Below are 22710 nucleotides of genomic sequence, written 5' to 3'. Positions count from 1 at the left end.
CATAAAAACGGCCGTCCTATATAAATAGCCACGAATACACTAATAGTCACGAAGGTGTTCGTGTAAATTTATGCCTTCGGCTTCAATTGGTGTAAATCCATGTCTTCATAGCTAAACATAAAAAATGGAAAACATCATTTATAAGGAAGAGTCGTATCTGATCATTGGCAAATGCATGGAAGTGCATTCCGTTTTGGGGCATGGCTTTTCGGAGATCGTGTACAAAGACGCGCTGGAACTGGTCTTCCGGCAGGATGGAATTTTGCATGGGCGGGAAAAAGAATACGAAGTTTGGTTCAGAAATATATTGCTGCCCCATAAGTTTTATGCAGACTTTGTAGTAATGGATAAAATCATTCTTGAAGTGAAATGTGTTGCTGCTTTAACAGATGAGCATATTTCCCAGACTATCAACTACCTGAAAGTATCCGGAAATAAGCTTGGCCTGCTGGTAAACTTCGGGCGTGGAAGGCTGGGTTACAAACGACTTGTTTTATAATTGCTGCAGGAACACAGCTCCATTCGTGATTATTCGTGCCTTCGTGGCAATTTCTATTGCTTTCGCCACAGATCCACAAGGTTTCACCTGTCGTTGAGCAAGCCCTAATTATGCATTTTTTTAAATTGAAGACTTTGAATTTTTTGCAGGAACGCTTTATGTTCCATAGGAACATTTTATGGGTAGTAAACGTAAAAAAGGGAGCTCGTTCCGTAGGAACGTTTGGTGTAATTATCTTATATTTAAATAAATAATAGGAATTAGGCATTTTGTTCGCAAATCTTGTCATTGAAGGTGCTGTTACTTTTTGCCTGCAATTATTTAATTGCAATAGCACCAGACGTTCCGAAGGAACGTTTTTATGTATTTCTCCGGATTCCCTACCCACCAAAAGTCCCGATGGGACTAAGAAAAAAATTAAAGTTATTACTACTATTTTTTGCGAACAAACTTCCTGATCCTATAAATAATTAATTATTAAAAAAGATCTATGCCAAACACCTATTTCAAATTACATATTCAGCTTGTCTTTGCCGTAAAATATCGCGCCGGGCTTATACATAGAGAATGGAAAGAGGATTTACATAAATATATAACCGGTATTTTCCAGCAGAATAATCATAAGATGCTGCAAATAAATAGTATGCCTGATCACATTCACATTTTTCTTGGAATGCGGCCTCATCAATCCATTTCTGCGTTGGTCCAAAATGTAAAAACAGAAAGCAGTAAGTGGGTAAAAGCAAAAAAGCTTTGCAAAGGCTCTTTTAACTGGCAAGAAGGATATGGTGCATTTTCCTATTCAAAAAGTCATGTACCTAATGTAATACGTTACATCCAAAACCAGGAAATTCATCACCGTAAAGAAACATTTTTAGATGAATATAGAAAAATGCTACAATTGTTTGAAGTAGACTATGACGAACAATATCTTTTTAAAGAACTCGCTTAGCACAATTTTCCTGCTGAGCGAACAGCAGGTTTAAAAAAATAGAAATACCTTGCTGTAATGAAAGCGTTAATATGCAGCCGTCCCGGAGCTTTTGAATATAAAGACCTGCCGGCGCCGGTATTGCAGCCGGGACATGCCATCATTAAAATAAAACGTATTGGTATTTGCGGCACCGATCTGCATGCTTACCAGGGAACACAACCCTATTTTAATTATCCAAGAATATTGGGACACGAATTAGCAGCCGACCTGGTAGATGCCGATGCGCTAAGCGGGTTTATACCCGGGGAAGCATTAACCTTTATTCCTTACTTCAGTTGCGGGAAATGCATAGCCTGCCGCAATGGCAAACCCAATTGTTGTGCAACTATACAGGTATGCGGTGTACATGTGGATGGAGGGATGGCAGACTATTTATCTGTGCCGGAAGACACGCTTGTAAAAAGCGAAGGGCTAAGTTATGATGAACTGGCACTGGTAGAACCATTGGCTATAGGAGCGCATGGTATACGGCGTGCGAATGTTATGAAAGATGAATTTGTGCTGGTAGTTGGCGCAGGGCCAATAGGATTGGGTACCATGGAGTTTGCACGGATAGCCGGCGCCCGTGTGATGGCAATGGATGTTAATGAAACGCGACTTGAATTTTGCAGGAACAGGATTAGCGTTGCATATACAATCAACCCATCTGCAGAAGACGCCATAAAACGGCTGGCGGAAATTACAAACGGAGATATGCCAACCGTAGTGATTGATGCAACCGGTAACCGTAAAGCGATCAATAACGGGCTGCAATACCTGGCGCATGGTGGCCGGTATGTATTGATTGGATTGCAGCGGGAAGAATTCTGCTTCAGTCATCCCGAATTTCATAAACGGGAAGCAACGTTAATGAGTAGCCGCAATGCTACCCGCCAGGATTTTGAGCATGTTATTCATACGATAAAAGCCGGGTTGATTCATCCGCTTACATATATTACGCACCGGGTGCAATTTGATGAAGTAAAAGATGTGTTTGAGGAATGGCTCCATCCATCCGCAGGTGTAATAAAAGCAATGGTGGAAAAGGAGTAAATTGCGCGTTGTATACAACAAAACATATGGTTATGATTAAAGCTATACTTGTGGCAGGTGTTTTTATTTCCGGCGTTGTGGCAGTAACGCTAAAACAGCAGGCCGGAAAGCATGCGCATGGCTTATCTTCCGTTTCCGGGAAAGCCTTGCCGCATCAGCAAAAGCATACTGTTCCCGCAATATCAGCCGCCCCGTCAGACACCGGTACTATCCTGGCGAAGTTCATTAAACGCGGTGCAGCGCTGCAAAAGGTATCTGATCAGTTTATTTTTACTGAAGGCCCTGCTGTTGATAAAGAGGGGAATATATTTTTTACCGACCAGCCCAATAATAAAATATGGAAATATGATACCAAAGGAAATCTATCTGTATTCATGGATAATGCCGGGCGATCCAATGGCTTGTATTTTGATGAAAAAGGAAATTTAATTGCCTGCGCCGATGAAAAAAATGAATTATGGTCCATCAGTCCTGAAAAAAAAGTTACGGTATTGCTGAACGGCTTCCGGGGACTTCGGTTCAATGGCCCCAATGATCTATGGATTGATAAAAAAGATGGTATTTATTTTACCGATCCGTATTACCAGAGAGATTACTGGGAAAGAAAAAAGCCGGATATGGAAGCACAGAATTTGTATTACTTAGCAAAAGGAGCACAGGAAGCTATAATAGCGGACAGTGACTTTGTGCGGCCCAATGGTATTATTGGCTCGGCCAATGGTGAATGGCTGTATGTGGCGGATATAGGCGCTAATAAAACCTACAAGTATAAAATAAACGAAGACGGTAGTTTAGCTAACCGGCAGCTTTTTGTACCACAGGGTTCAGATGGCATGACGCTCGACAATAAAGGCAATCTCTATATAACAGGTAAAGGCGTAACTGTTTATAGCCCTTCGGGAATAAAAGTGGGTAATATCCCTGTTCCTTCGGGCTGGGTAGGTAATATATGTTTTGGCGGAAAAGACAGAAAGACCCTGTTCATCACCGCGTCAGCATCTGTTTATACTTTGCAGATGCAGGTAAAAGGCACTAAATAGTATTAGAAAATAATTATGGCATTACACAAAAACAGCCGGCGTACATTTTTAAAAACGGGGTTTGCATTAGCGGGTGCATCATTGATAGAAACGCCGGTTTTGTATGCAAATACAAAATCTGGTTTGACGGGAACAGGGGAAGGAGACCATTTTACTTTTTTGTTCCAGGGCGACTCTATTACCGATGGCAACAGAACCCGCAATAATGACTGGAATCATGTAATGGGGCATGGATATGCCTATATCATCGCCAGCAAACTTTGGTATGATTTCCCTGAAAAGAAATTTCATTTTTATAACAGGGGTATCAGCGGAAATAAAATAACCGACCTGGAGCAACGATGGGATACCGATACACTGGCGTTAAAACCAAACCTGGTAAGTATCCTGATTGGAATAAATGACACCTATGCATGGATTAATGGCGACAAGCAGTTTACACCGAAACAGTTTGAAGAAAAATACCGCGCTCTTTTGCTAAAAACTAAAAATGAATTACCCCAGGTACAGTTTGTTCTGTGCGAGCCATTTATTTTACCCGTAGAAAATGTAAAAGACAAATGGGATATATACCATGCCGAAGTAAAAAAGCGGCAGGATATTGTACAATTGCTGGCAACCGAATTTAACGCTATACATATTGCTTTTCAGCAGGCATTTAATACTGCATTAAAAAGAGCCCCGGCAAGTTACTGGATATGGGATGGTGTTCACCCCATGCCTGCAGGGCATGAACTGATGGCCCTGGAATGGATAAAGCAGGTAAGAAGGAAAATGAAATTTATAAGGAAATAGCAGGGTCTTATATATGTTCTGCCATTAACAGGCATGCGCATAATATTTCCACAGCTTAAAACTTATAATTGTATCCTATGCGAAAAACCTGTGTTTCATAATAGTCCGTACTTGTCAGATGAAATCCATTGCCGGCAATTTCCCTTTGAATACGCATTGTATTAAAGATATCGGTTGCATTTAAAAAAAATTCTCCTTTGCCTTTCTGAATTTGCTTTTTTGCTCCGGCATCTATGGAAAACCGGGAACCGACTTTTCCCTGCGGAACAATATCTTTCGCCAGGTAAATACCCGTAAGTTGTATTTCCGTTTGCCTTGGTAAATGAAAAAGTACGTTAAGTTTTAGATTTCCGGAAATCATTTTTTCCTTTCCGGCAGCATAGGCGGAAGGTGCCGGATATTTATTTTCTACTGTAAATGCATTGATGATGTTCTGATAAATATTTCCATTAGCATTAATGGAGAACCACCCGGTAATATCCTGCTGCAGCACCAATTCAATTCCCGAATTATAGCTGCGCCCCGCATTCTGATAAATATTGTAAATAATAGTGCTGCCCGGTACTATTGTACCAATCCTGGTTATTGTACTTTTTGTCATACGCCGGTACAGCGCCCCATACAGGTAACCTTTTTCCCCGGTAGTTTTGTAACCCAGTTCAAAGCTGTTGGTAAATTGGGGTCGCAAAGCAGGATTACCTACTTTTAAAACTTCGGGTTCATCGTATTTGGGAAAGATGCGGATGTCTCCTTCGTCCGGCCGGTCTGCGCGCCGGTTATAGAAAAAAGAAATCTTATTGTGCTCATCTATCTTATAGCCTAACCGCAGATTGGGAAATGGCTGCGTGTAGTGGTATCCATCGCTTGTATACGTATTATGATCCGGGTTAACGGTATATTGTACATGCACATATTCTATGCGCAATCCGGCTTCCAGTTCAAAATTCCTGTTCTCATATACATAGTTGCCGTAAAGTGCAGGAATAGTTTCTGCATAGTTAGCCCAGCCTGCTGCATTCAAGTCGAGAGGAGAATGCACACCGGGAAAAAATTGCATATTAGTGGGTATATATCTTTTCCTGAACTTAACGCCGGTTTCAAGTCGGCCATGCTTTAACGGGCGGATGTAATCCACATTCAAATCAGACACATGCTGGTCGGCGATCAGCATAAATGTGTCTTTCCCGGTGTAGCCCGGCATATGATCTGTAAGAAAATATTTTTCATCCTCCCTGTGAAAGGTATAGTTAAAACCCACATTCAATACACGTCCAGGCTGTTTAAACTTATGTTGCCAGTCGACCATAGCGGTAATAGCCGAGTTGACCTCATCTTCATGAAATTGCCATAGCCGCTTACGATCGCTTAGTTCCGCATTGAAATAAGGAATATCTCCGTCATCAAGCACCCTTTCCCTGCTGTACAGTCCCGAAACAGTAAAAGTGTTCCGTTCATCCATATGCCAGTCTATACCAGTTTTTACCGTGGCATCTGTAGTAATCCGGTTTCTCTGTACCTGTTGCCGGATATTTTCCCCGTTATCATAAATACGTTCCGCAAATTCATTCCTGTTCAGTGTTTTCATATACAAGCCATCTCCCTGAAAAAAAACGTTGACTTTATTTTTACTGTAATTGAGCGCAAGAGATGGGTTTAATTTTGGCGTTGGTCCGTATTGCGGACGAATGCCGGGAAGATTGGATTTCTTTTCCCACAATGCACCCAGTCCTGTTGTAACACCTGCTTTTCCGTTAAATCCTTCTTTCCTGCTTTTTTTGTAAATGATATTAATAATACCTGCATTTCCATTGGCATCATATTTTGCCGATGGGTTATTGATGATTTCTATTTTTTCAATGGCAGAAGCAGGGATATTATCCAGTCCCGACTGGTTACCAAAGCCGGTAAGTGCGGTTTGCTTACCGTCAATAAGCACCACCACCCTATCGCTTCCTCTAAGTTGTACCTTACCATCCTGAGTGGTAGTGATTCCCGGAAGGTTTCTTAAAGCCTGCAATACCGAACCTCCGCTCTGGCTTATATTATCTGTAAGTGAAAAAGTTTTCTTGTCCATTTTGTTGCTTACATCATCCGGCTGTTTAGAAGTGATCACTACTTCTCCAAGCATGGCAGCATCCGGCGAAAGTTCAATATTACCCAGGTCTAAAAAAGAACTTAATGTTCCTCCAAATACTTTAAGGAAAAAGCGCTGGTAACCCGAATGGGAAAGCTCCAGTAAATAATTACCGCCTGAAATTCCATCCATCGAAAACCTGCCTTGCTCATTGGTAATCGTTCCGCTGGCAAGACTGCTGTCCTTTTCATTTTTCAGTAACACATTTACAAAAGGGAGCGGTGCTTTATTGGTTTTATCGGTAATGATTCCCGACAAAGTTATTTTCCCGGTTTGGGCGTTGAGCGTAGCTGCATATAAAAAATGAAATAACAGGTAGCAATATATTTTACTCATATTAATTGAATAGCAATTTTTTTTGTATTTGTATGAAAACAAGTTTACAGTAATTACCCGCAACAAGGAGGTTTCTCTGTTATTTTTAAGGTAAGTTTATCAACAGGTTCCACATTATGAGGGGATTGTGCAAATATAGCGGTAAAGAAACGCAGCCAAAGCAAATGCTTCCGCGGTATGTCCCGAAGGGAAAGAAAGATAATCAGATCCGTTAGGCCCCATTTCATGCGAAATTTTCTTGACGGAAGAAACCCTAACATTTAAAATAATATTCGACATGAGGTAAATCATGCTCCGTCTACAAGATTATATTTTCCTTTTATACCCAGCAGGTTTAAAGCATATACGGTTGCCGCACAAAAACAAAGCCGCGGGAATAATAAATGGTTCCGGGTGCAGTTTTTGTTTTGGAAAGGGGATTGACAAAATTGTTTTCCTCTTAAGGAATCTGAAACTGCCGGATTGATTGCTAAACTATTCTGCGCAAACACCGACATGCAGCAACCTGAACCCGTTGCAGCCAGACAGAAAAGCGTTAAGCGTTGCATTTATTTTCTTTAAGAATGTAACCCTACTCACGAATCCTGAACGAATGCTGAATTAGCTTTTCGCTGCTTACAGGCAGCGCTATTGCACGCTTCAGCGTGTTTGTGTAAGCGAGGAGAAAAGAGAGAAGTGAAAGAAGTCCAATTTATCGTATCATTGGTTACTCATCTGATGGCTGATACCTGATACCAAAACAAGAATTATCGCTTCCAGTTGGTATCAGTAAGGTTATATATCTCCTGGATATCGTGCAATATCTTTTCAAAGTCGAGGTTAAGATCTTTAAGCAACCCGGTTTTCAAATCAAAAACCCAGCCATGTACAATAGGATAACCCGTTTTTACGTATTCCTGCTGCACGCTGGCTAATTTAATTACGTTTACGCATTGCTCCTGCACATTCAGCTCAACCAGCCGGTCGTACCGTTGCTTTTCATCGGTTATAGCGTTCAGTTCTTCTTTGTGTAAACGGTAAACATCGCGGATATTTCTTAACCAGGGGTTAAGGATGCCCATGTCTTTAGGCTGCATAGCGGCTTTTACACCACCGCAATTATAGTGTCCGCAAATGATAATGTGTTTTATATCTAAGTACCGCACCGCATAATTAATTACTGCCATTACATTTAAATCTGTTGCGCATACCAGGTTGGCTATATTGCGGTGCACAAACACTTCGCCTGAGTCGAGTCCCATAATTTCATTGGCAGGCACGCGGCTGTCGCTGCAACCAATATACAGATACTCCGGGTTTTGATCAGAGGCTAATTTTTTAAAGAAGTCAACATCCAAAGCGGTTTTAGAAGCGACCCAGTTCCTGTTATTTTCAAAAATCTGTTGGTAGGTAGTCATATGAAATGAAGGCGCATCGGCAGGTAATGTAAATATAATACCTGCCTCTGCTTATTGTAAGTTATGAAATACTTTCTGCACGTCTTCGTCCTGCTCCAGGCGATCAACCAATTTCAGCACGTCCTGCACCTGGTCTTCGGGCAATTCAACCGTAGTAGAAGGTATCCATTCTACTTCGGCGCTTATGGGTGTAATATGTTTTTCTTCCAGCGCTTTCTGCATATTACCGAAATCGGTAAAACCGGTACGCAGTACCAGTATATCCTCTTCATTTTCACCGGTACCTTCACCTAACTCTTCCAGTCCATGATCAATCAATTCCAGTTCCAGTTCCTCCGCGTTTAACCCTTCGGGCTTCAGTTTAAATACGCCCATTTTTTTAAACTGAAAAGCCACGCTCCCACTGTTTCCCAAAGTACCGTTACCTTTATTAAAATGCGATTTTACATTAGCTACCGTACGCACATGATTATCGGTAGCGGTTTCCACCAGTACCGCCACGCCATGAGGAGCGTATCCTTCGTATAATATCTCCTCAAAGTTTTCCATTTCCTTGCCCTGTGCTCTTTTAATAGCAGCCTCTATCCTGTCTTTGGGCATGTTTACGCTTTTTGCATTTTGCATACAGCGGCGCAAAGCCGGATTGGTAGTGGGATCTGGCCCGCCGGCTTTTACGGCAATAGCTATCTCTTTTCCAATACGGCTGAACTGTTTCGCCATACGGTCCCACCGTGCAAACATGGTTGATTTACGTACTTCAAATATTCTTCCCATAAGTGTTGCAAATGTAAGGTAATGGAGGGAAAAATATATAGCGGCACGGCCACGATTTATATACAGGAAACCGGTTGCACCCTGCTGAAACCATAAAAAATAACCGCTTTGCTATTTTTAAAATAAAAATCCGCTATTCATCCTACCTTAGCGGTATGAGCGAACTTTCCATGGGAGACGCGATGAAATTGTTTCTTCAGAAAAGCAGGCTGAAGGGAAACATGCAGGCGCTGCAGATAACCGATATATGGGAACAACTGATGGGCAAAACCATTGCACGGTATACCGATAAGATACAGATTATGAACCGTACGCTGTTTATTGTTACTTCCGTGGCACCCCTTAAAAATGAACTGCTTTTCCAGAAAGAAAAGATCATTCAAAGAGTAAATGAAGCCCTTGGAGAGCGCCTTATTACAGATATTGTGATCCGCTGATCCCAGAATCCTTTTAACCCTGCAGTTATTCCTAAATCATAATCAGGGTACAAAATACCCGGCTCCTACACAGAATGTATATAACTATGCAACTGGTCAATAGTTTCCTGTTGCGCCAGTATGGTTTCTTTTACAATATCCAGCACCGAAATCACGCCATAAAATTCACCCGTCTTAAAAACGGGTAAATAACGGATATTATGCGCTGTCATTATGCTCATACATTCTTCAAGCGTGTGCTCGGGCGTAATTTTAGGCAAATGTTCCAGCATAATTTCACTTACAGGCGTATCGCCCGATGATTTTCCGAGTAATATTACTTTACGGGCATAGTCCCTTTCTGTAACCAGTCCGCGGTATCTCCCTTTGTCATCCATAACAATCACAGATCCAACGTTCTTTTCAGACATGATCTTCAATGCGCCAAGTACAGAAATGCCGGGATCAACAGTAATGTTGTGGTGACCTTTGCGCATAAAAATGTGTTCAACCGTTCTCATTATGCTATGTTTTTGGTTATAAATTAAACAATTATGCAGACAGGATGAATTATGGTTCAAAAGATACGACAATTGTTTGATATCCTGGAAATTCCGATAGCTGCCTGTGCCGTATGGCTCATTCTGTTCGGCATCAATAGATATTCCGGTTCATTTACAGCGCTTCCCATGATCATTTTTTAAATATCATCAAAAAAAAATATTGACATACAATAACTTCTGAAGCTATAAGTTAATGTACATAATAACTTTTGAAGAAAGACCAATATCATAATCCAATACCTGTTGACAGTAATGAGAAACCATTTCCTTTTAGTTTCATTGGTGGTTTGTGTGCAGTTTGCTTTCGCGGGCATCTTGCCGCAAAAAACCTGGAATATGTATGGCTTGCCGGTAGGAAACAATACCATCGGCAGCGATCAGTCCATTTGTCAGCATACCGCTCCTGCTGCCTTAACGGGTAGCGCTCCCACAGGAGGAAACGGGAGCTTTACCTTTCAATGGCAAAGCAGCACTACCTCTGCCAGCGCAGGATTTACTAATATTAATAACGCAACAAGCCAGGGATACGCTCCCGGGGCATTAAGCCAAACCCATTGGTTCAGAAGAATAGTAAACTCCGGTGCCGAAAGTGATACCTCTGCTGCTGTACAAATTGCAGCAGACCCCTTGCCGGAAGTAACCATAAGTTATGATCAATCTCCCTATTGCGGAACGGGTACAGCCACCGTAACATTAACAGGACAGAGCGGCGGGACCTACAATTCCGCTTCCGGGCTATCCATTAACAGCACTACCGGAACAGTTAATCTTTCTGCCAGTACTCCCGGCTCCTATACAGTTAATTATACTTTCAGCAGCGGGGCCTGTACCAGCACGGCTACTGCCAATATTGATGTAGGCGATCCGTTGCTTATTATTACCAATCCCTTACCTGTTTGCGGGTCACCTACTGCAGATATAACAGACCCCGCTATTACATCGGGCAGCACCAACGGGCTCACCTATCATTATTTTACGGATGAAGCCGGTACGATACCACTTAGCGATCCACAGGCTGTAGCGGTTAGTGATACGTTTTACATTCGCGGCATAAGCGCAGGTGGCTGCTCAACCACCATCGCACCTGTGATTGTGGTGCTTAATGACCAGCCGGTTATAACAACCAACAATACGGTGGTGGCGTGTAAAGGCCTGCCGGTTACGCTTACCGCAACTTCACCAGGCAACGAAATAATATGGCAAAACACGGGAGCAGGCGAAAGCATTATAGTGCAACCTGCCGGTAATGCTATTTATAAAGCCATCGCCATAAATGAAGCAGGTTGTACAGACACCGCCATCGTAAATGTGCTGGTGCGGGAATTTTCCGTTTCGCTGAAAGCCAACCCCAACCCTATGCTGGTGGGGGCGCCGGCAACACTTACCACTTCCGCCAGTTCAACCTATGAAGTAATTGGCTGGAAGCCTGAAATGTATTTCAGCAATCAAACCGCCAATACGCAGTCTTTTATTATTAACGACACCACCAGTACCTATTATGTTATAGCCAGGTCGGCAGACGGATGCATTGATACGGCAAGCATAAAAACAGAAGTAGATAATAAAGATTTTTTTATACCTAACGCATTTACCCCAAATAACGATGGAAAGAATGACCTGTTCAAAGTATACGGATCATCGGTAACCGCCGCTGAAATAAAAATATACAACCAATGGGGTGTAATGCTTTATGAAACAAAAGACAACCAGAAGGGATGGGATGGAACACATAAAAACAATCCGCAGCCGGTAGGCATGTATGTATACGTGGTTAAGGTACGGTTATCCAATGAGGACAGCTTTATTAAAAAAGGTACCATACGGTTAATAAGATAAAAACTGCAATGAGGTATTATAAATTTTTTGAAATGAAGAAAAGCATATTGCAAATATTGCTGGCAGTAATGGCGGGCATATATGGTTTACCCGGAGCCGGATATGCGCAGGCGGATCCGCATTTTTCGCAATATTTTATTCAGCCCATGTCGTTAAATCCTGCCCTTACCGGCGCTATTGAGGGCGATTACAGGGTATCGGCTGTATGGCGCAGCCAGTATGGTAATACATTTTCTACCAAAGGACTGTCGGCAGAAATGCCTACCAGCAAAAATATTAACCTTGGCGTTAACCTGCTGAACCAGTCTTCCTCCGATAAAGCATATAACTATACCAATGCTTACCTGAGCATTGCCTATACCGGGGTAAGGTTTAAGGATCATTACCTGGTAATGGCCATGCAGGCAGGTGTGCTGAACAGGAGCTTTAATGTAAACCAACTGCAGTTTGGCGAACAATGGATATCAGGCATTGGCTACGATCCTTCGGCGCACTCATCGGAAGTATTTCACAAACCGAATGTATTTTCATTTGATGCCGGCGCAGGACTGGTATATTATGATGCCACAGCCGATAGAAAAATCAATCTCTTTGGCGGTTTTTCAGCTTTTCATATCACCCAGCCAAAGGACCCGTTTATAGCAGGAGGCGATAAGCAAACAATGCCCATACGTTACAGCCTGCATGCCGGGGCAAGAATTATTGTATCCAGCCTGTTGAATATTGTGCCGAATGTATTGTATATGAGCCAGGGCGAAACAGCAGAAAAGATGGCCGGCGCTTATGTGCAGGTAAACGCAAGCGAGCAGGTTGACCTGATGTTTGGCGCTAACCTCCGCTTCCGGGATGCCATATCTCCTTTCGCCGGGTTTTATTATAAAGGTATAACCGTGGGAATGAGTTACGACACGAATGTGTCTACCAAAAATGCAATGGAAATAAACCGCAACAGCGTGGAAGTATCGCTATCCTATACCTGGTGGCGGAAGAACAGTATGAAAACAAAACCTTTTTATTGTCCCCGCTTTTAAAACGGAGGCATGCAAATGATAATCCTATGCACAACAACTTCAAATACCTGGCAGGCAGAAAAATGTTTTTATTATTGAGAAGTGCCGGAACCATCATTATTTTTTTGCTTTGCGCATTGGTTGCGCCTGCTCAAACTGATCAACCGGGTTATTATACCAAAGGGGAGGAACTGTTTAAACAAAAAAGGTATTACGAAGCCATACAGTATTTTGAAAAATACCTCGGCACCGAAATAAAAATAACGCCGCGGTCGCAGCCCTTTGCCGTAAAAAAGAAAGCACCCGGAAAATCAAATCTGAATATCCATAACGAAGTAGTATACCGCCTGGCTGAAAGCTACCGGCTGGTCAATAATTATACCCTGGCTGAAAAATGGTATAAGGAAGCCATGTCATTTTCGGGGAGCGCTTACCCCGCATGCCCATACTGGTATGGCGTTTCATTGCGCGCCAATCAAAAATATGAGGAAGCATTCAATGCTATCACCACTTTCCGCGAATCGTATACCCGCATGGACGAATTATTGGTTGGTGCAGATAAAGAGCTGGAAAACCTTAAATTTATAAGAGAACAATCTTTAAAAGAAAGAGACGGGTTTTTTGTAACCCGCAAACAAATGCCGCCAAATACTTCTGCCTATGCCCTGTCTGCTTCCCAGCCGGGCAATACCGTTTACACGGCTGTGCATGAAGATAAAAAAAATGACCTGTTTGTTGCCCGCTTATATGAGGCGGCCGGGGAAGATGCTATAACCGGAAAGGGGAAAATAATTAAAACAGATGAAGCCCCGGGTATTCATAACGGGTTAGCTACTTTTTCAAAGGAAGGAAAAAAAATGTTCTTTACCCGGTGGATGGTGAACAACGGCACCACCACTTCGGCCATCTACAGTTCAGACAAAACGGATACCGGCTGGACAAAACCCGTGCCTTTACCTGAACCGGTAAATATGGATGGATCGAACAGCACACAGCCCTTTATTACTACAGACGGGAAATATCTTTTATTTTCCTCCAACCGCGAAGGAAGTGTTGGTAAATACGATATATGGTATGCCGCCTTAGACAGTAATTTTAACGCCCTGCTGGTTACGAATGCGGGTAATATTGTGAACACTGCAGGAGATGAAGCCGCTCCCTCTTATCACCAAACCAGCAGAACGCTTTTATTCTCAAGCAACGGCCATGTGGGCATGGGAGGTTACGATATTTTTTCGGTGAAAGGAGATTTTCGGCTATCCAACTGGGATAAGCCTGTAAATGCCGGCAAGCCGGTTAACTCATCCAAAGACGACCTGTATTTTATAAGTACCGATGAAGATAACCTGTGGAATACCGGCTGGTTAAGCTCCGACAGGGCAACGGATTGTTGTTTAGAACTTTTTTCCGTTCGCCAGGATAACGCGCAATATGTAAGCGGCTCGGTTACAGACTGTAGCAGCAACCAGCCCTTAGCCGGTGTGGCATTAACCATAAAAGATCCAAAGCACGCCGGAAAAGTATTGCTCAAACAGCAAACCAACCGTGATGGCAGCTATAGTTTTGAACTGAAAAATAGCTCCCGTTTTGAAATCACAGCCGAAAAAGAGGGGTACCATCCTGCGAATGAAAGCTATAAAGTATATTTTGAAGCCGGAACAGATACGATCAGTAACAACAACATATGCCTTTCCTTAGTAACCCAATCCGCAACGGAGCGGGAAGGGTTTGATTTGAGCGAATCCGCCACCCTGGCCAAATTTTCCTTCAACCAGTCGGCATTAGGGAATGCCTCCTTTTATGAACTGGATTCGCTTGCCGCATTCATGCACAAATTTAATGCTGTCGTAATCGAAGTAGGCGGTTATACCGATGGTAAAGGTTCAGCAGCATACAATATAAAACTGGCGCAAAAACGGGTAGACGCCTGTATCCGTTACTTGGTTAAAAAAGGTATCAGCAAAGATCGCTTAGCAGGTAAGGCATACGGCGAATGCTGTCCGCTGGAGCCGGAAAAAATAAACGGTAAAGACAACCCTGCCGCGCGGGAAAAGAACAGGAGGGTGGAATACAGGGTGGTGAGGAGTGAATAGGGAGATGTGAGTGGTAAGTGGTGCAGGTTACAGGGTGCAAGTTGCAAGGGAATGCCCCTGAACCCTGAAACCTGAAACTTGAAACCTGAGACCTGCATCACCCCTCTAATTGCGCCAGGCTTTCTGCTATCGCTTTAATTTTAGCTTCGGCATCGGCCATTTTTTTTCTTTCCAGCTCCACTACTTCGGGTTTGGCATTTTGTACAAATCGTTCATTGCTTAATTTTTTTGCTATAGATGCAAGAAAGCCATTTTGATAAACAAGGTCTTTTTCCAGTTGTTCCTTCTGCATGGCATGATCGGCAGGAAGCGCCGAATGAACATAAAATTTATCTTTCCCAATCACCAGGCTGATATTTCCTTTTTCCGCTGTATCAGCAATATGAATGGTTGGAGCATTTACCTGCCTGCCCAGTATGGCACGGATAGGATCATATTTTCCGGGATCAGTTGTTTCTATATGCAGCGTTATTTCATCCTTAGATTTGATCCTGCTTTTTACCCGCGCATCACGCAGGGCAGTAATGGATTGTTTAAGCAGCTCGCCTTCGGACAATCTTATGTTATTAGCGGAAGCAACAGGTGTAAACTGCTTCACACATAAATCTTCTTTTCTTTCTTCCAGCAAATGATATATTTCTTCAGAAATAAAGGGCATATACGGATGCAATAATTGCAGCAGTTCCGTAAAATAAACTACCGTTTTATTATATACATCCGCTGCAATGGATTGCTCAAAACCAGGCTTCACCCACTCGAGATACCAACTGCAGAAATCATCCCATACTAAAGAGTAAATGGTTTTAAGGGCTTCGCTCAGGCGAAATTCTGAAAACAATTTTTCTACTTCCGCTTTCACTTCATTTAGCCTGCTTTCAAACCATTGCGTAGCAAAATGATCATTAGCGGGTAACGAATCATCTACCCGTTGCTCCCACATTTTCACCAGCTTCAGCGCGTTCCACAGTTTATTATTGAAGAACTTTCCCTGTTCCAAGGAAGCATTATCAAACAACAGGTCATTACCTGCTGGAGAAGAGATCATAATACCGAAGCGTACGGCATCAGCGCCGTAATCATCAATAAGCTTCAGCAGTTCGGGCGAATTACCCAGTTGTTTACTCATTTTGCGGCCCTGCTTATCCCGCACCATGCCGGTAAAATATACATCCTTAAAGGGGATAGCTTTTTCAAGAGGCTTTTCTTTATTATACTCCAGTCCCGCCATGATCATCCTGGCCACCCAGAAAAAAATAATATCCTGCCCGGTTACCAGTACCGATGTAGGATAGTAATATGCTATGTCTTTATTGCCCGGATCAGAGATGCCTTTAAATACTTCCATAGGCCAAAGCCAGGAAGAGAACCAGGTGTCGAGCACATCTTCATCCTGCGTCAAAACATTGTCTTCGCCATACTGAGCGACATATAATTTTTTAGCAGCAGTTTCATTTTCAGCCACCACCACGTTGCCCTTCTCATCGTACCATGCGGGTATCTGCTGCCCCCACCACAACTGACGGCTGATGCACCAGTCCTTTACATTTTCTAACCAATACTTATAGGTAGCCAGAAATTTATCGCCGGGGTGGATCGTGATCCCGCCATCTATAACTGCTTGTAAAGCAGGTTCGGCAAGCGGTTTCATTTTTAAAAACCATTGCGTTGAAATACGGGGTTCTACCACAACCCCTGTGCGCTGGCTGTAGCCAAGGCGGGTAGCATATTCTTCTTCTTTAACAATGAACCCCTTCCCCGATAAGCCGGCAATGATCTTTTTGCGGGCGGCGAACCGGTCTTCCCCCACATATATTTGCGCGGCTTCGCTTAATGTACCATCGGCATTCAGCGTATCTACCACTTCTAAGTTGTGCTTTAAACCGATATTATAGTCATTGATATCATGCGCCGGCGTAACTTTCAGGGCACCCGTACCAAATGCCGGGTCAACATATGCATCAAAAATAATAGGTATGCTACGGTTGATGAGCGGAACAACGGCCTTCGCGTTTTTTAAATGCGCATAGCGTTCATCGTTAGGATTAACACAAACAGCCGTATCGCCCATAATGGTTTCCGGACGCTGGGTGGCAATAACAATTCCTTTTTCGCCGGTCAGCGGATGAATGATTTCTTTTCCCGCTTCATCTGTAAGGCTATAGCGTATATAATATAATTTCCCCTGCAGATCTTTATACTCTACTTCTTCATCACTCAATGCGGTTTGCGCTGCCGGATCCCAGTTGATCATTCTTGCGCCGCGGTAAATCAGTCCTTTGCCGTGTAAATCCACAAACACTTTCATTACGGCTTTGTAATACTCATCGTCCATGGTAAAAGTTACCCTGTCCCAGTCTACGCTGCAACCCAGTTTTTCTATCTGGCTATAAATAATACCGCCGTATTTTTCTTTCCATTCATAGGCGTACTTTAAAAACTCAGGTCTGCTTAAACTGTTCTTATCAATTCCCCTTTCTTTAAGCATACCTACCACCTTGGCTTCAGTAGCAATAGAAGCATGATCGCTGCCGGGCACCCAGCAGGCGTTAAAGCCGCTCATCCGGGCTTTACGCACTAATATGTCCTGCACGGTTTCATTAAGCGTATGCCCCATATGCAAAACCCCCGTAACATTGGGTGGGGGAATAACCACGGTAAAGGGCCTGCGGCTATCCGGCACGCTCTTAAAGTATTGTTTTTCTTTCCAGTGCCTGTTCCATTTTTCTTCAACGGCGGCAGGCTCATAATTTTTGCTGAGTTCTTCCATAAAGCTGGCAAAGGTAAGCATATTTAAGGCTGAATAAAACGGGTGGTGAGAGGATTTGTGAGTGGTCGGTAGTGAGAAGTGAATAGGTGAAAAGCTGTCGTTTCACGTTTATCGTTTCAGGAGGTGAGGGGTGAATGGTGAAAGGTAAATAGTGAGTGGTGGAAAGTGAAGGAGGAATTATCAGCTCGTTATTAGTATACTTTAGCTAACGGCTCAGAAGGAGTGATCACTGCCACGAGCAACGAGCTGGGGTAAGGACAAAAAAAACACTTTCCCTGTTAACCGGAGAAAGTGCTTTTTCAAGAAAATAATTTTACCAGGAGAGGTACGTGATAACCGCAATCGTTGCATAAACCAGTATAACAATCATAGCGATTTTTGCACCTTCACCTAAGTGTAATGAATTGAAAAGCCTCATAATTGATGATTTTAAAGATGAAAAAACCAGGACCGGATTATATAAAGCTTTCAAAGGAGGGTAGGAACTATGATCAATTGGTGTTGCCCAGGTTGTAATACTGTTATATAGCTGTCGTATATTTTAATATTTACTGTTCAAATTAATGATACCCGAAGTTAAGCCATTTCAGCGTATAATAATCACTTTATTGTGTATGCCACGCTTTATTGTGGATATAGTGTGATAAATGTTTTATTTGTACTTGATAATCAATCTTTTTGAACAGATATTACTAAAAATGGATAAAGGATTTTACCTTTAGTTAAGCCAAAAAAGAAGGATTTTGATTTACGCGGTAGTTGATATTGAAACCACGGGCGGGTATGCCGCCGCTAATGGCATTACTGAAATAGCCGTTTTTGTGCATGACGGAACAAAGGTGATTGACCATTTTGAAACGTTGGTAAACCCCCTGCAGCCTATCCCCTATTTTATACAAACCATGACGGGCATTACCAATGAAATGGTGGCCGATGCACCTCCTTTTGAGGAAGTAGCGGCTCAACTGTTTGCATTGCTTAATGATAAAGTATTTATAGCGCATAATGTAAATTTTGATTACTCTTTTTTAAAGCATCAGCTGCAGGAGTGCGGCTATGAACTGAGCGCTAAAAAATTATGCACGGTAAGGCTCACCCGAAAAGTATTTACGGAGCTTCCCTCCTATAGTTTGGGTAATATTTGCCGCTCCCTGCGCATACCCATTGAAAACCGCCACCGTGCCGGAGGTGATGCATGGGCTACCGTTCAATTGTTTGAAATGCTGCTGCGCCATAACGCGCAACCGCATATAGAGCAATTTCTCAAAAAATCTTCCAAGGAACAGTATCTGCCCCTCCACCTCCCAAAGGAACAGATTGAGCAATTGCCCCGAAAACCAGGTGTATATTATTTCAGAAATGAAAAAGGAAAAGTGATCTATGTAGGCAAAGCGAAGAGCTTAAAACAGCGGATCAGCAGCCACTTCACACATAACGGCGCGGGCCGGCAAAAGCAGGAATTCATCCGTAATGTGCACCACATTAGCTACCAGCTTTGTGGCACAGAACTCATGGCCGCCGTGCTGGAAGAAACCGAGATCAAAAGGCTGTGGCCTATTTATAACACAAGCCGCAAGCAAATCAGCATTCAGTACGGCTTATACGTTTTTGAAGACCAGCGGGGGTATGCGCGGCTGGCCATTGAACGAAAAAGAAAACACCTCCGTCCTGTACATACTTTTGGGTTATTATGGGATGGTTATCGTTTGCTGTGGAATATGATAGAGCGCCACCAGCTTTCGCCCAGGCTTTGTTTTGTAGATAAAACAAAAGAAACCGGCGATTTTGCAGAACAATATGATGAGCCTGTTGTATACAACCGGCGGGTAGAAAGGGCATTGCAAACCCTGCATGATGAACTGCCTACTTTTGTGGTTTTGGGTGAAGGCGTGGCAGAAGGGCAGCAAAGTTGTTTATTAATTGAAAAAGGAAAATTCTATGGTATGGGCTATATCCCCAAGGAAATGAAGCTCAAGGGTGTGACCAAACTGAAAAAAATGTTAACACCCTCCCACGACAATGATTTTATCCGGGATATGATTTACCGCTACGCTGAAATCAATCCGCAGCAAAGGGTAGATTTTAGTGAATAGTCAATAGTGAGTAGCGAGTCCGGATTTTTAATTTGTAGTTTATGGTTTGTCTTCGGATTTTGGGTTTTCTTCTTCGGATTTAGCATTTGAGTTTTATTTGGTTCTTCGTGCTTTGTATTCCCTCTTACTTAATCCCACCCATTTTTCCAAGTTTTTGTTTTCAATTACAGCCTTTAGTTTCGCATGCTTATGACAGCGTTCGCACCACTTATAGCAACAAAACTGAATATCCGTACCCAGCAGGCGGAAACCGTACTGGCATTGCTCGCCGAAGGCGCCACCATTCCCTTTATTGCCCGCTACAGAAAAGATAAAACAGGGGCCTTAGATGAAGTAGTGATACAGCAGATAGAAGATGAAGCCAAAACCCTGAAAGCTTTTACAGAAAGAAAAACGGCCATAGAGAAATCCATTTCCGATCAGGAAAAGATGACGGAGGAGCTACAGCAAAAATTAAATAATGCAGGCACCCTCGCCGAGCTGGAAGATATTTACCTGCCCTATAAACCTAAACGGAGAACAAAAGCGCAGGTAGCAAAGGAAAACGGGCTGGAACCACTGGCTTTGCTGATCCTTGAACAAAAGGATAATGACCTCGGGGCTGAAGCTGAAAAATATTTCAATGAAAAAATAAAAACTGCTGACGAGGCCTTACAGGGAGCAAGAGATATTATTGCCGAGCAGGTAAATGAAGACGCACAGCTCCGCGCCAAAATGCGAAAGCTGTTTGAAGACAAAGCCACCCTGCAGAGTAAAGTAGTGAGCGATAAAGAAACGGAAGGTATAAAGTTTAAGGATTATTTTGATTACAGCGAACCGGTAATGAAGGTGCCTTCCCACCGTGCACTGGCCGTGCTGCGGGGCTTTGTGGAAGGCGTATTGCGTATTGCCATTGCGCCCGCAGAAGAACAGGCGGTTGAACAAATGGAGGCATTGTACGCCAGAGGTATGAGCGAAAGCAGTGTTCAGGTAAGAAAAGCGGTGAAGGATGCTTACCGGAGGCTACTGCAACCCGCACTGGAAACGGAATTCAGAACCATGCTGAAACAGCGGTCTGACGAGGAAGCCATCAATGTGTTTGCGGAAAACCTGAAACAATTGTTATTAAGTTCACCGCTGGGTGGAAAAAAAGTATTGGCGATTGACCCTGGTTACCGCACCGGATGTAAAGTAGTATGCTTAGATGAAAAAGGAGCGTTCAAAAAGAATGACCTGATATATATACACGAACCCGGTAAACTCAGCAGTTCGGAACATACCATCAGGCATCTGGTGGAAAGTTTTCATATTGAAGCCATTGCCATTGGCGATGGAACGGCGGGAAGGGAAACAGAGCAATTTATTAAAAAATTAAGTCTTGGACTGCCGGTGTTCCTGGTGAATGAAGACGGCGCTTCCATTTATTCTGCATCCGAAACTGCAAGGGAAGAATTTCCCGACCAGGATATTACAGTACGCGGTGCCGTTAGTATAGGCCGCCGCCTGATGGACCCGCTGGCAGAGCTGGTAAAAATTGACCCCAAGAGCATTGGCGTGGGGCAATACCAGCATGATGTGAACCAGTTCAGGCTAAAAGAGCGGTTAGACCAGACCGTGGTGAGTTGCGTAAACCAGGTGGGCGTAAATCTTAATACCGCAAGCAAACATTTACTGGCCTACGTAAGCGGCATTGGCAGCACTTTGGCCGATAACATTATTACATACCGCAATGAAAACGGCGGCTTTACCAACCGCAGCCAGTTATTAAAAGTACCGCGCCTGGGCGGAAAAGCGTACGAACAATGCGCCGGTTTTTTGCGGATTAAGGACGGCGATAATCCTTTAGACGGCAGCTCCGTGCATCCCGAAGCCTATGCGCTGGTACAACAAATGGCGGCGGAGAAAAAGGTAGATGTAAAAACGTTAATAGGAAATGAAACCCTGGTTAAAGACATCAATCCCAAACAATACATCAGTGAACAATTTGGGGAGCATACCATACAGGATATTTTAAAAGAATTACAGAAACCCGGACTGGATCCCCGCAGCGAAGTACAGCAGTTTGAATTTGCGGCCATCTACAGCATAGAAGAAGTGCAGGTGGGCATGGTATTGCCGGGCATTGTTACCAACCTTACCCGCTTTGGCGCTTTTATTGACATTGGCGTAAAGCAGGACGGGCTGGTGCATGTGTCGGAAATAGCGCATAAATATATACAGGATCCCGGCGAAGTATTAAAGCTCAACGACAAGGTAACCGTAAAAGTGCTGGAGGTTGACCAGGCGCGTAAACGCATTGCCCTTTCCATTAAACAAACACAGGAAGCGCCTCAACGAAATGAGTTCCGTAAAGGCCATACCCCATCGCCTGAAAAAAAAGAAAAGCAGCCTGATCTGTCTAATGCTTCGCTTACCGATGCCCTAAGCGCGTTGAAGAAAAAGTTTGGGAAATAAGCATACAGAGAATACAAAGGATCAAATAACAAAAAACAAGAACCAAACCTGTCCGCCGGGGCGGATATTAAATTCGAAGCTAAAGATGTCTCGTTCCCGCCGCGGCGGCGGACTCAGCATGACAAGCAACGGCGTTCGGTTCAGCTTCACTACCACAGCTCAACTATACTACTACCGCCTGTCATTCCGATGAAGCCCGGCTACTGGCGCAGGCAGGGAGGAATCCATCTTCGCTCCGATCATTTCGCTACGCTTATCATTAACAACTCAGATGCTTCATTCCCGCCGCGGCGGCGGACTCAGCATGACAAGCAACGCCGTTCGGTTCAGCTTCACTACCACAGCTCAACTATACTACCACCGCCTGTCATTCCGATGAAGCCCGGCTACTGGCGTAGGCAGGGAGGAATCCATCTTCGCTCCGATCATTTCGCTACGCTTATCATTAACAACTCAGATGCTTCGTTCCCGCCGCGGCGGCGGACTCAGCATGACAAG

General features: G+C 43.5%; 16 protein-coding genes. 11 read left to right on the top strand and 5 right to left on the bottom strand.

Translation table 11 applies throughout. The annotated features are described in order from the left end of the window. The first annotated feature begins 124 nt into the window (after positions 1-124). From VL121_RS05410 to VL121_RS05390, 5 genes are all read left to right on the top strand, one after another. Positions 125-499 carry a GxxExxY protein gene (locus VL121_RS05410; RefSeq protein ID WP_325402957.1) on the top strand — a complete coding sequence of 125 codons (375 nt, stop codon included), beginning with the start codon at positions 125-127 and terminating at the stop codon, positions 497-499. A gap of 490 nt (positions 500-989) precedes the next feature. Beyond that, positions 990-1451: an IS200/IS605 family transposase gene (gene tnpA, locus VL121_RS05405; protein ID WP_325402955.1), complete on the top strand. Its 462-nt coding sequence runs from the start codon at positions 990-992 to the stop codon at positions 1449-1451. Positions 1452-1508: 57 nt separating this feature from the next. Continuing rightward, complete coding sequence (locus tag VL121_RS05400) at positions 1509-2525, top strand: zinc-binding alcohol dehydrogenase family protein (RefSeq protein ID WP_325402953.1); 1017 nt, start codon at positions 1509-1511, stop codon at positions 2523-2525. Positions 2526-2557: 32 nt separating this feature from the next. Further along, entirely contained in the window at positions 2558-3565 is a 1008-nt protein-coding gene (locus tag VL121_RS05395) for an SMP-30/gluconolactonase/LRE family protein (RefSeq protein ID WP_325402951.1), read from the top strand. Between the two features lie 15 nt (positions 3566-3580). After that, complete coding sequence (locus VL121_RS05390; RefSeq protein WP_325402949.1) at positions 3581-4360, top strand: SGNH/GDSL hydrolase family protein; 780 nt, start codon at positions 3581-3583, stop codon at positions 4358-4360. A 55-nt stretch (positions 4361-4415) separates the two neighbouring features. Here the strand turns inward: VL121_RS05390 and VL121_RS05385 are convergent, their stop codons facing one another. From VL121_RS05385 to VL121_RS05375, 3 genes are all read right to left on the bottom strand, one after another. Beyond that, positions 4416-6830, bottom strand: a complete 2415-nt coding sequence (locus VL121_RS05385) for a TonB-dependent receptor (RefSeq protein ID WP_325402947.1) — start codon at positions 6828-6830, stop codon at positions 4416-4418. A 746-nt stretch (positions 6831-7576) separates the two neighbouring features. Next, positions 7577-8227, bottom strand: a complete 651-nt coding sequence (locus tag VL121_RS05380) for a carbonic anhydrase (RefSeq protein WP_325402945.1) — start codon at positions 8225-8227, stop codon at positions 7577-7579. A gap of 51 nt (positions 8228-8278) precedes the next feature. Continuing rightward, complete coding sequence (locus VL121_RS05375; protein WP_325402943.1) at positions 8279-9001, bottom strand: YebC/PmpR family DNA-binding transcriptional regulator; 723 nt, start codon at positions 8999-9001, stop codon at positions 8279-8281. Between the two features lie 155 nt (positions 9002-9156). Between VL121_RS05375 and VL121_RS05370 the strand changes: the two genes are divergently transcribed. Next, positions 9157-9438, top strand: coding sequence for a DciA family protein (locus VL121_RS05370; protein ID WP_325402941.1), 282 nt, complete (start codon positions 9157-9159; stop codon positions 9436-9438). Positions 9439-9503: 65 nt separating this feature from the next. On the opposite strand, the gene VL121_RS05365 is transcribed toward VL121_RS05370, so the two are convergent. After that, the gene (locus VL121_RS05365) at positions 9504-9938 is read right to left on the bottom strand and encodes a CBS domain-containing protein (protein ID WP_325402939.1); all 435 of its coding nucleotides are present in this window, start codon (positions 9936-9938) and stop codon (positions 9504-9506) included. A gap of 294 nt (positions 9939-10232) precedes the next feature. Between VL121_RS05365 and VL121_RS05360 the strand changes: the two genes are divergently transcribed. The 3 genes from VL121_RS05360 to VL121_RS05350 are packed head-to-tail and all read left to right on the top strand — an operon-like array spanning position 10233 to position 14919. Next, positions 10233-11816: a T9SS type B sorting domain-containing protein gene (locus tag VL121_RS05360; protein WP_325402937.1), complete on the top strand. Its 1584-nt coding sequence runs from the start codon at positions 10233-10235 to the stop codon at positions 11814-11816. Between the two features lie 32 nt (positions 11817-11848). Further along, on the top strand, positions 11849-12847 hold the full coding sequence (locus VL121_RS05355) for a PorP/SprF family type IX secretion system membrane protein (protein ID WP_325402935.1): 999 nt from the start codon (positions 11849-11851) through the stop codon (positions 12845-12847). 26 nt (positions 12848-12873) lie between these two features. Continuing rightward, positions 12874-14919 (top strand): OmpA family protein, encoded by a 2046-nt coding sequence (locus VL121_RS05350; protein WP_325402933.1) that lies wholly within the window; start codon positions 12874-12876, stop codon positions 14917-14919. A gap of 97 nt (positions 14920-15016) precedes the next feature. Here the strand turns inward: VL121_RS05350 and VL121_RS05345 are convergent, their stop codons facing one another. Continuing rightward, positions 15017-17707, bottom strand: a complete 2691-nt coding sequence (locus VL121_RS05345) for a valine--tRNA ligase (protein WP_325402931.1) — start codon at positions 17705-17707, stop codon at positions 15017-15019. A 722-nt stretch (positions 17708-18429) separates the two neighbouring features. Here VL121_RS05345 and VL121_RS05340 point away from each other — a divergent pair. Continuing rightward, entirely contained in the window at positions 18430-19779 is a 1350-nt protein-coding gene (locus tag VL121_RS05340; protein ID WP_325402929.1) for an exonuclease domain-containing protein, read from the top strand. 189 nt (positions 19780-19968) lie between these two features. Next, on the top strand, positions 19969-22212 hold the full coding sequence (locus VL121_RS05335; RefSeq protein WP_325402927.1) for a Tex family protein: 2244 nt from the start codon (positions 19969-19971) through the stop codon (positions 22210-22212). The last annotated feature ends 498 nt before the right edge of the window (positions 22213-22710 follow it).

It is taken from the genome of Agriterribacter sp. (assembly GCF_035497235.1).
Classification (GTDB): domain Bacteria; phylum Bacteroidota; class Bacteroidia; order Chitinophagales; family Chitinophagaceae; genus Agriterribacter.
Note: the sequence above shows the minus strand (reverse complement) of the source record. Positions and strands in the feature narration are given on the sequence as shown.